This window comes from Streptomyces sp. NPDC028722 (assembly GCF_040637655.1).
Classification (GTDB): domain Bacteria; phylum Actinomycetota; class Actinomycetes; order Streptomycetales; family Streptomycetaceae; genus Streptomyces.
The window spans coordinates 377,799-387,422 of sequence record NZ_JBEZWU010000006.1; the positions used below are offsets into that span (position 1 = coordinate 377,799).

Sequence of the window (9,624 nt, forward strand, 5' to 3'; positions counted from 1 at the left end):
CCCTCCTCGATGCGTGCGGCACGTATCGAGGAATTCGTTTCGGCGGTGCGGAACCGCGACGGAATTCGCAAGAACAAGCCGAAAGGAAGCCAAAAAGGCGAGGGCAGGAAAAAGTGGGGAAAACGGGCTGGGGCCCGCGCCCAAGAGCGCGGGCCCCACCACATGCAAATCGTCAGCGTCAGGCGGGAACGATGTTCTCGGCCTGCGGGCCCTTCTGGCCCTGCGTCACGTCGAAGGTCACCTTCTGGCCCTCCTGAAGCTCGCGGAAGCCGGAGGTGGCGATGTTCGAGTAGTGCGCGAACACGTCGGCGCCGCCGCCGTCCTGCTCGATGAAGCCGAAGCCCTTTTCCGCGTTGAACCACTTCACGGTGCCAGATGCCATATTGAATCTCCCTAGGGGCAGTGCCGGGATCCACACTGTGCAGAACCCGAGTCGCCGCGATGATCACCCCTCAAGGGGACCCGGAAATGCCTGGAAAGTTTCACAGGCGATCTCCGGCAATCAAAACTGCAACTGTTATCACGGTAACACAGGCAGCCCCTGGCATCCCAGGCTTTCCTGCATTCGGGTCCCGTCGGCGGGCAATTCTCACCCCACGGGACCGGAGAAACTTCCGGCATCCCGGGGGTAATCCTGCAATGGCGACGACAGATATTCGCCCGGGGCGGGGATGTGACGCTCAGTGACCGCCACCGGCCCCTGCGCCGCCGCCCAGCCCGTGGCGCATCGTCTCGTTCAGCCGCAGGGCCTCCTCCAGCTGGTCCTCCAGGATGATGATGCGGCACGCGGCCTCGACGGGCGTGCCCTGGTCGACCAGCTCGCGGGCGCGGGCGGCGATGCGCAGCTGGTACCGGGAGTAGCGGCGGTGGCCGCCCTCCGAACGCAGCGGGGTGATCAGTTTGGCCTCGCCGATGGCGCGCAGGAAGGCGGGCGTGGTGCCGAGGATGTCGGCGGCGCGGCCCATCGTGTAGGCGGGGTAGTCGTCGTCGTCGAGGTTGCCGGCGGGTGAGTTCTCGGCGGGCATGGCACCTTCGTTTCGGGGGCACGGGTCCGTCTGGCGCCCCGGTGGACACAACCCTAACGTCGACGCGCTCGGATATGTGGCGCTGCCCCGACAGATTTCCGGCCTCCGTGACGCGCGTGATCCGAAACCGCCCCGATCGGGCGTCGATCGGGGCTGCGCCAGGGGAGTGACCCATCGCACGTCCGGCGTGGCGACCGGTCCGTACGGGGGTGCCGGCGTGGCCGGTGACTCCCGTCGCCGCCCGGCCCGCGGGCGTTCGGCCGGTTGCGTCGGCCGGAGCCTGGTTACTCGCCGTCCAGGGGTTGGGAAAGCAGCCCCGACCGGGTTCTCCGGGCCCCCGCTCGGAGAACCCGGGTTCCGCGAACGCGCGCGAGGCCCGCCGCGGGGCTCCGGCGGCCCCGGACCCGACCGGGACCCGCGCGTGCAGGTCCTAGGAGAACCCGACGTCGGCCGCGTGCCGCTCCCCGAGCTGGGCGCCGTGCCAGTCCAGGACCATGATGGTGGCGTCGTCGGCCAGGACGCCCCCGCACACGTCGTGCACCGAGTCGGCCAGCGCGCGCACGACCTCGCGGGGATGCTCGCCGAGGGTGTCCCGCAGCAGGGCCGCCATGTCGAGGGTGGCGGCCTCGCGCTCGCACATGCCGTCGGTGAGCAGCAGCAGGCGGTCACCGGGGCGCAGGTCGATGTCCTGTGCTTCGTAACGGACGGGGAGCGGCACCCCGAACGGCAGGTTGATCCGCAGGGGGACCTCCTCCACCAGCCCGTCGCGCACCCGCAGGGGCCAGGGGTGCCCGGCGTTGACCAGCCGGCAGCGCCCGCTCTCCAGCTCGATGTGCAGCAGTTGCCCGGTGGTCATGCCGTGGCCGTGCGTCCGGATCGCCTGATGGGCCGCGTGGGCCTGCTCGGTGAGGCCGAGCCCGGCGCGCCGGGCGCCGCGCAGGGCGTTGACGGTGAGGGTGGCCAGCAGGGCGGACGCGGTGTCGTGCCCCATGGCGTCGGTGATCGACAGGTGCAGCGCGTCGGCGTCGAGGGTGTAGTCGTACGTGTCGCCGCCGACCTCGTCCGCCGGGAGCAGGCCGCCGGCGAGGGTGAACTGCGGGGCCTCGCAGCAGGAGGCCGAGGGCAGCAGCTGGTGCTGGATCTCCGCGGCCAGGCTGATGCTGGTGGTGCGTCTTCCCCAGTGGTACAGGTCGGTGAAGCGCCGGTCGGTGACCACGATGTACGCCAGCGCGTGCGCGGCCTTCTCGATCTCGTCCCGTACCTCGTCGTCCAGACGGGGGACCCACAGCTCCAGCACCCCGATGCAGTCGCCCCGGTTCGTCACCGGCGCGATGACCCGGAACCCTTCGTCCGCGTCGTACTCGTGATGGAGGCGCTGACTGCGCAGGACCTGGTCGTACACGCTGCCCCGCAGGCCGGCCCGCTGTGTGCCGTCGCGCAGGGACTCGCCGGCGCGCGGCAGCCGCACGGCCTCCCGCCCTATCAGGTCGACGAGCCAGAACGACACCGTCCGCACGCCGAACCGCTTCTCCAGGTTCCGGGCGACGACGTCGACCGACTCCGTCGGCGTGGCCTCCTCCGCGGCCCGCAGTACTTCTCCCAGCCCCAAGCCCTCGTCTCCCACCACGTCCACCTCCCTCCCTCCGGATGCCCCGACCCCGCTCGCGGCACGCCGGGGGCCACACCGACGAGGGACGCGGATGCCGTCCGGGAGCCGCCCGCCGTCTCCCGGCGAGGTGCTCCGGACTCTTCGGGCCAGGTCCGGATCAGGTCGGACGAGATCGCTGACACGGCCCGAGACAGTGGGAGAACCTGCTGGTCACGGGAATCACGCGGTATCGGAAGGGCTCAGGCGTGAAGCGCTCGCGGGCGGCTGCGGGGGAGGCGGGCCGCGTTCCCGCCGGCCGCGCGGCACAGCGAACGGACGCGCTCGTACGGGCGCTGTGCGGCCGGTCGCCGTCGCGTGTTCCGGCCGGCCGCGCGGCCCGTGGAAACGCGGTTGCCGTCGCGCCGCCGCTCGACGAAGCTGCCCGGGTAGCCAGCCGGCCCGGCCCGTGGGGACGCCGATGTTGTCCGACGCAGAGATCGAGTCCTTCGTCGCGGACGGTTTCGTCCGCGTCCCGGGAGCCGTCCCCGGGGCCACGGTGGAGGAGTGCCGCGCGCACCTGTGGGCGGCGAGCGGCTGCTCCCCCGACGATCCGGCCGGCTGGACCGAGCCGGTCGTACGGATCGGCGCCATGGCCACTCCGCCGTTCCGCGAGGCGGCCAACGCCCCGGCGCTGCACGAGGTCTACGACCGGTTGGTGGGAGCGGGGCGCTGGCGCGCTCCGCTCGGGCTGGGCACCTTCCCGCTGCGCTTCCCGAGCGAGAAGGACCCCGGTGACGACGGTTGGCACCTCGACGCGGGCTGGACCGCGGAGTCGGGGGAGTACCGGGTGAGCCTGCGTTCCCGTGGACGGGCCCTGCTGATGCTGTTCCTCTTCTCCGACGTCGGCCCGGACGACGCGCCCACCCGCATCAGGTCCGGCTCGCACCTGGACCTGCCGCCGCTGCTCGCCGCCGCGGGCGAGGAGGGCCGGGCGTGGTTCCCGCTGTGCGCGGAGGCCGTCCCGGCCACCGCGGGCTGCCGCGAGGTGGCCGCCACGGGGAAGGCCGGCGACGTGTTCCTGTGCCACCCGTTCCTGGTCCACGCCGCCCAGCGGCACGGCGGGCACACACCGCGGTTCCTCGCGCAGCCTCCGCTGGAGCCGACGGGCGTGCTCGACCTCGACGGCCCGGAGCCGTCCCCCGTCGAGCGGGCCGTACTGGCGGGCTTGCGCCGGGCCTGAGGGTGCCTACGCCTCTACGGCCCAGACCGGCGGCACGGCGGGAGCACCCTCACCGGGTGGCGGGCCGGGTGGCGGGCTGGAGCCGGAACGACACGGCCTCCGTCAGGCGCTTGTGCCGGGTCTTCTGGACGGCGGCGATCAGCCACTCGCCCCCGCCCTCGGTGCCGCGCTCGCGCACGACCGTGTAGGTGGCGAGTTTCCCCAGCCGTCCGGGCCGGCCCTTGCCGACATCGCCGCGGGTGACGACGACAGCGGTGTCGGGGCCGTGGAACCGGAGGTCGGTGATGTCGAGGGCCAGCTGCGTGCCCTTGAGGAATCCGGCGAAGAGCGCCTGGTGGGCGCGGCCGATCTCCGCACCGCCGCGGTAGACGGTGCCGGTGTACGTCACGTCGGTCGCGTCCCGGGTGAAGCACCGGCCGTACGCGGTCCCGTCACCGCGGTTCCACGCCGCGCGGCTCTCTTCCAGGAGGTCACGGATCGCGGCCACGTCGCTCTCACGGGCGGGGCCGGCAGGGGTGTGGGTGCTCATCTCTGTGCCTCCGGTTCGCTGGACGGACCCCACGACGGGATCCACGGGGAACGCCGGCGACGCTCCTCACCCTCTCCGTGATAGCTTCACCAGAGAAGTAAGTGCTTTGAAGAGTTATCTGCGTCAAGGAAGAGATTACGGGGAAGGGAGAACCATGTCAACGCCGCCGCCCATGCGCCCCGACGCGAGCCAGGTCTACCGGCACTACCTGAGCGCGGTCATGCTCCACGGCCACGCGAGCGCCCGTGCCTGCGAACTGGGCGCCACCGACCTGTACGCGCTGAACATCCTCCAGCTGTCCGGCCCGATGTCCCCGGGCGAGCTGGCCGGACGCACCGGTCTGACGACCGGGCCGACCACCCGGCTGATCGACAGGCTGGAGCAGGCCGGCTACGCCCGCCGCGAGGCCGACCCCGGAGACCGGCGCAAGGTCGTCGTGCGACCGCTGGGCGAACCGGCCGGCCTGGACCTCGCCATGGCGCCCGCGCGACGGAAGATCGGTGAGATCCTCGCCGGCTACACGTCCGAGCAACTGACCGTCCTCTTCGACTACTTCACCCGCGCCACCCAGGCCTACCAGGCCGCGGCGGACGAACTGCGCGACACGGGGCCGGGCCGCTGACGTCCGTACGGACGCCGGCGGGGGACGAGGGCCGCCCGCGGCGCAGGCCCGGCCGGGGCGCACCGTCCGACACCGGTCTCCTCCCCCTGCGGCCGCCCCCACGCCGACGGCCGCCGGGTGTGATCCGGCGCCGACGCCGTTTCGGCATGCTCGTCGCGGCGCTCACGCAGTTCGCAGTCGCCCTGTACACCGCGTGACCGGGACGGCCGACCCGTCGAAACGTGCGCCACCGCCGTAGGGCAACCCGGGACGGAGGGGGCGCATGTGGAGGGAGCAGAGGGCGCATGGGCGGTCCGCCGGGACGCTCCCGACCACCCGTTGTGACGCCTGCCACACCGGCGGTATCCTCCAACTTCGGCTCCTCGGCCGCCTCCTCTCACCTTCTGTCCCCCGACCGAACGCGTGGGCACCGGAGTCGGCCAGGAGCCGGTGCCGATTCCCGGCGCACGTCGTGCAGGTCGAACACGGGGGAAGTTCCGCATGACCGCACCGCTCGACAGTCCCAGATTCCCCAACGACCAGGCCACCGCGTTCGTCCGGGAGTTCCGGGTGACCGTGGCCCCCACGTACGAGAACCGGGCGAAGCTGGCGACCAGTCCGCCGCTGTTCCTCCTGCGTGTACCGCGCGAGTCGTACCGCACCGGTGTGGACCGTGTCGTCGCCGCCCTGGCCGGAGCGCTGCGGCAGCGGGTGCCGTTCGCCCACCTGCCGACGGGGACCGGTGACGGAGCCGACGCCCGGCTGCTCTCCGCCGGCGCCGGCACGCAGCTGTACCGCAGTGCCCCGCAGCACATGACTCCCGACCGCTTCCCGCACTTCCGCGTCATGTGCGACCTGGTGGAGTACATCAGGAGGCACCCGGAGGAGTGGGTGACGAACGCGAACCAGGAAGCGGAACTGCGGACCTACGCCGGTGAGCAGCGGGCCCAGCGCGGCGGTGCGCTGGCCTTCACCAGGATGGAGGGCCCGGCCCTCGACGGGATCGCCGGTTTCCTGGCGGGTCTCAGCTGGCTGTCGTTCGTCCAGTTGCTCCCACGACGGATCTGGGCCCACCGCACCTCCCGCACGGTGATGCGCGGCTGGCTCGGCGCGGAACCTGTGGCCCAGGGCAGCAACAACCTCTTCCGGGTGATGGACCACCTGGCCGCCGAGCGCTCCGTCCAGCTCACGGACGGCGCGTCCCAGGAGGAGGCGCTCCAGGAGTTCGACTGGCTCGTCCTGCGCGCCCTGCTGGAGGACCTGCGCCGGCCCGCGATCGGCCGCATCCTGCCCGGCCGGCGCCGCAGGACCAGCCGCCCGGTCCTCTTCCTGGAACTGCCCCCGCCGGGAGAGCCGGGTGCCCGCGCCGCCGAGCGCTTCCTGCGTTCGCTGCGCCGGGCCCAGGCCACCGCCGGACCGCCGGGCCCGCTCGTCGTCGCCGTGGGCGTCCCCTCGGAGGCCCTGCTGCGGGAACTGGGCGATCCGGCGGAGAGCACGTGGCCGGAGGCGAGTGTCCGGCTCGCCGCCGACGCCGCCGAAGGCGAACCCCCGGTCCTGGTCACCGTCTGCGAAGCCGACCTGACCGCGCGCGGCGTACCCGTCCTGCCCGTCGGGCCGCGCACGTTCAGGTTCAGCCGGTACGTCCCGACCGCGGTCATGGGCGGGGTGACCGTACTCGCCCTGCTCGCGGGGGGACTGCTGCTCCGGCCGGTCGTCTTCCCCCCGCCCCGCGACTGCCTCGGCGGCACCGGCTCCGTGGCGGAGTCCGCCCCCACCGAACCGGTACCGGTGCACGCCACCGCCTGGTACAAGGCGGCCGTGCGGACCATCGACCGCCAGAACGCCCGCGTCGAGCAGTACGCCGCCCAGGGCCGCACCGTGCGGACGGTCGTCGCCTTCGTGTCCGACCCGCCGACGACCGACGACCAGACCCGCTTCGACGGGACGATCCCGGAGCTGCGCGGCATCGCGATATGGCAGGAGAAACTGAACCGCGAGGCCGCCGCCGACAACTCCCTGATACCCCTGCGCGTCGACGTACGCGGGGCCGGAGTCGCCTTCCGAGACGCCGAGAGCGCGGCGCGGAAGCTCGCCGCGCAGGTGGCGGACGAGGGCAGCGTCCCGGCGCCCGACCGGGTCGTCGGGGTACTGGGCTTCGCGCAGAGCCGCCGCGAGACCCAGGCCGCCCTCCGGGTGCTGGGCGACGCGCGCATCCCCACCATCGGCACCACGGCGACCGCCGACGAGATGCTCACCGGTCCCGCCGCGCTGACCTACTGGCCGTCCACGCCGTTCAACTCGCGCGAGGCCAGGATCGAGGCGGACTTCGCGGCCACCGAGAACATCGTGGCCCAGCCCGGTCACGAGGACCGCTGCACCCCGGCCGGGAACGCGATCGTGATCGAGAGCTCCGCGGACCTCTACAGCGACAGCCTCGCCCGCCGGTTCGTCGGCGACTTCCACGGCACCCACCAGGTTTTCGACTTCAACCAGGAGGGCGTCTTCGGCGCCGCTCCGCTGAGCGGCGCGGTCAGCGAGCACGGCGCCGACCCGCTGGCCCGGGCGCTGTGCGACGCGCTGGGGAACCGCCCGGACTCGGTGGTGTACTGGTCGGCGCGGGCCAAGGACTTCACCGCCCTCATCAACTCCATGGACACCGCCGGGACGTGCACCTCACGCGACGTGACGGTCCTCGGCGGCAACGAGCTGACCAACGTGGCGCAGACCGGCGCTTTCGCCGACAAGGACTGGCTGCGCCTGTACTACTCCGCGCACCGGCTGCCGACCGACGACCCGGGCGCCGGCGACAGGACCCGGCAGTTCGTCGCCGACTACGACGCCTATGTGAAGGCCACCGCCCCGGGCACGGACCCCTGGCGGCAGGACGGCCACTCCGCGGTCTCCTACGACGCCTTCCACGTCCTCTCCGAGGCGGTCCGCCAGGCCGGACTGGCCGACCCGGACATCGAACGCAAGTCCGTGCTGCTGGTGCTCCAAGCCGGCATCGCCTTCAACGGGGCCACCGGTTACGTGTCCTACGACGGCGCCAACGCCCCGCCCAGGGACAAGACCCTGGTCCTGCTGCGCCAGACGGGCGACAAGCCGAAGGCGGTCCTCGCCTGCGGCGCCTACGACCAGCACCAGTCGAGCGAGGCCCAGGGACCGCCCTGCGCGGGCTGACCGTCCGCTCGCCGCGCCGGCGTCCACCACGGCTCCCGAGGTCACGGAGACGTGCCCCGGGGCCCCGGGGCACGTGATCCAATGAGCCGATGGGGGATACGAGTACGACCCTGGGCCCGCTGGAACTGTGTGACGGCCGCTGGGTGGTGGGGGACACCGGCAAGGCCCACTGGCTGGAGTTCCGCACGGACGGCCTGTACCAGCACGAGCCCGACTCCGAAGGGGAGCTGATCCCGTGGGCCCGGATCATGCTGGGCATGAACCTCACCATGGGCGGCGAATTCCCGGCCCGGGGGTCGAACGGCTTCGGAGGCATCCTCGGTGGCCTGCCCGGCCCCTGGCGGGGACGCGGCAGCGGTTACCTGCACATGACGCTGCGCCACCCGTACGAGAACCGGATCGCCCGCTTCGACCGGCACCCCCGCCCCTATCCCGGTTCCCACCTCGTCTTCCTCCAGACGCTGACGACGCGGGCCATCGACGCCGGGCAGGCTCACCTCCTGGGCGACCCCGAGTGGCTGGGCCGCGTGGTCGCGCGCCTGGCACCGCAGCGGCCCCGGGGATGGCGCGGAATGAGGGAGGCGGTGACGCGTGCCATGGAGGCGGAGACGCAGACGGGGGCGTGAGGAACGGGACGTCCAGGCGCGGCCCCACGCGGTGGCGCACGCGGTGCCGCCGCGCGGCGGCACCGGGCCCCCGTGAAGGAGGGTGCCGGTGCGGCCGGACGGCGGCTGTGCCAGGGGACGCGGTGACGGTTACCAGACGAGTGCGTCCGCCGGGTTGTCCTGCCAGTAGGTGACGGCGGCGGCACTGTTGAAGAAGACACCGCCGTTCGGCAGCTTCAGGGTCTTCTCCTTGCCGGCCGCGCCGGCCTTCTTGTCGACGAAGAACACGCCCAGGGTCGTCTCGGTGGCGCCCCCCTCACCGTCGGGGGTGTACGTCGCGATGCCGGCGTACGCCGACTGACCGGGCTCGAGCGTCAGGACGGCCTGCGGGGTCGACTCCCGGACCCACGGCAGCGGGGCCTGGGCGTCGGCGCCGGCCCTCAGGTAGGGGGCGCTGTAGGCGTAGCAGGGCTTGGTGCCGGTGTTGGTGGCCTTGAGCAGCAGGTGATTGATCGGGCGGGACACCTCGGTGACGGTCAGCGCGGTGTTCGCCGTGGTGCAGGTGACGACCGAGGACGCGTCCTTCGTGGCGGCGGAGGCCGTCTGCCCGGCCGCCTGGATGCCGACGAGCGCTAGGCGGTGTCTTCAATTGTCACGCCCACATCAGGAGCGAGGCGAGTGTGACGGCTGCTTGGTAGGACTCGGCGGTCTTGTCGTATCGGGTCGCGATGCCGCGCCACTGCTTCAAGCGGTTGAAGCACCGTTCCACCACGTTGCGCCGCTTGTAGAGCTGTCTGTCGAAGGCCGGCGGCCGCCCGCCGCGGCTGCCGCGGCGGAGCCGGTTGCGAATCTGGTC

The 9,624-nt window shown here is 72.5% G+C and carries 10 protein-coding genes; 4 read left to right on the top strand and 6 right to left on the bottom strand.

The genetic code is table 11. The features are described 5' to 3' along the window. Window positions 1-178 precede the first annotated feature (178 nt). The 3 genes from AB0F03_RS13215 to AB0F03_RS13225 form a co-directional block, all read right to left on the bottom strand. Entirely contained in the window at window positions 179-382 is a 204-nt protein-coding gene (locus AB0F03_RS13215; protein WP_007383480.1) for a cold-shock protein, read from the bottom strand. A gap of 298 nt (window positions 383-680) precedes the next feature. Continuing rightward, window positions 681-1,025: a MerR family transcriptional regulator gene (locus AB0F03_RS13220; protein WP_361989945.1), complete on the bottom strand. Its 345-nt coding sequence runs from the start codon at window positions 1,023-1,025 to the stop codon at window positions 681-683. Between the two features lie 430 nt (window positions 1,026-1,455). Continuing rightward, window positions 1,456-2,649 carry a PP2C family protein-serine/threonine phosphatase gene (locus AB0F03_RS13225; protein ID WP_361990018.1) on the bottom strand — a complete coding sequence of 398 codons (1,194 nt, stop codon included), beginning with the start codon at window positions 2,647-2,649 and terminating at the stop codon, window positions 1,456-1,458. Between the two features lie 442 nt (window positions 2,650-3,091). Between AB0F03_RS13225 and AB0F03_RS13230 the strand changes: the two genes are divergently transcribed. Then, window positions 3,092-3,853 (top strand): phytanoyl-CoA dioxygenase family protein, encoded by a 762-nt coding sequence (locus AB0F03_RS13230; protein WP_361989948.1) that lies wholly within the window; start codon window positions 3,092-3,094, stop codon window positions 3,851-3,853. 49 nt (window positions 3,854-3,902) lie between these two features. Here AB0F03_RS13230 and AB0F03_RS13235 read toward each other — a convergent pair whose 3' ends face one another. Beyond that, window positions 3,903-4,382, bottom strand: a complete 480-nt coding sequence (locus tag AB0F03_RS13235) for an SgcJ/EcaC family oxidoreductase (protein WP_361989951.1) — start codon at window positions 4,380-4,382, stop codon at window positions 3,903-3,905. Window positions 4,383-4,536: 154 nt separating this feature from the next. Here AB0F03_RS13235 and AB0F03_RS13240 point away from each other — a divergent pair, with 154 nt between their 5' ends. From AB0F03_RS13240 to AB0F03_RS13250, 3 genes are all read left to right on the top strand, one after another. Then, window positions 4,537-5,004: a MarR family transcriptional regulator gene (locus AB0F03_RS13240; RefSeq protein WP_361989953.1), complete on the top strand. Its 468-nt coding sequence runs from the start codon at window positions 4,537-4,539 to the stop codon at window positions 5,002-5,004. Between the two features lie 480 nt (window positions 5,005-5,484). Beyond that, window positions 5,485-8,163, top strand: coding sequence for an ABC transporter substrate-binding protein (locus AB0F03_RS13245; protein WP_361989957.1), 2,679 nt, complete (start codon window positions 5,485-5,487; stop codon window positions 8,161-8,163). A gap of 89 nt (window positions 8,164-8,252) precedes the next feature. Then, window positions 8,253-8,789, top strand: a complete 537-nt coding sequence (locus AB0F03_RS13250) for a hypothetical protein (protein ID WP_361989960.1) — start codon at window positions 8,253-8,255, stop codon at window positions 8,787-8,789. Between the two features lie 129 nt (window positions 8,790-8,918). Here the strand turns inward: AB0F03_RS13250 and AB0F03_RS13255 are convergent, their stop codons facing one another. Both AB0F03_RS13255 and AB0F03_RS13260 read right to left on the bottom strand, forming a co-directional pair. Next, a complete protein-coding gene (locus AB0F03_RS13255; protein WP_361990021.1) occupies window positions 8,919-9,389 on the bottom strand; it encodes a DUF4232 domain-containing protein in 471 nt (156 codons plus the stop codon). Window positions 9,390-9,420: 31 nt separating this feature from the next. Beyond that, window positions 9,421-9,624, bottom strand: a 204-nt coding sequence (locus AB0F03_RS13260) for a transposase (protein WP_361989963.1), incomplete at its 5' end; no start/stop codon positions are given.

Bases quoted from the DNA above. Each gene is read 5' to 3' on its own strand.
- AB0F03_RS13245 (WP_361989957.1), top strand. From the start codon at position 5,485: ATGACCGCACCGCTCGACAGTCCCAGATTCCCCAACGACCAGGCCACC.
- AB0F03_RS13250 (WP_361989960.1), top strand. From the start codon at position 8,253: ATGGGGGATACGAGTACGACCCTGGGCCCGCTGGAACTGTGTGACGGC.
- AB0F03_RS13240 (WP_361989953.1), top strand. From the start codon at position 4,537: ATGTCAACGCCGCCGCCCATGCGCCCCGACGCGAGCCAGGTCTACCGG.
- AB0F03_RS13230 (WP_361989948.1), top strand. From the start codon at position 3,092: ATGTTGTCCGACGCAGAGATCGAGTCCTTCGTCGCGGACGGTTTCGTC.
- AB0F03_RS13220 (WP_361989945.1), bottom strand. From the start codon at position 1,025: ATGCCCGCCGAGAACTCACCCGCCGGCAACCTCGACGACGACGACTAC.
- AB0F03_RS13235 (WP_361989951.1), bottom strand. From the start codon at position 4,382: ATGAGCACCCACACCCCTGCCGGCCCCGCCCGTGAGAGCGACGTGGCC.
- AB0F03_RS13215 (WP_007383480.1), bottom strand. From the start codon at position 382: ATGGCATCTGGCACCGTGAAGTGGTTCAACGCGGAAAAGGGCTTCGGC.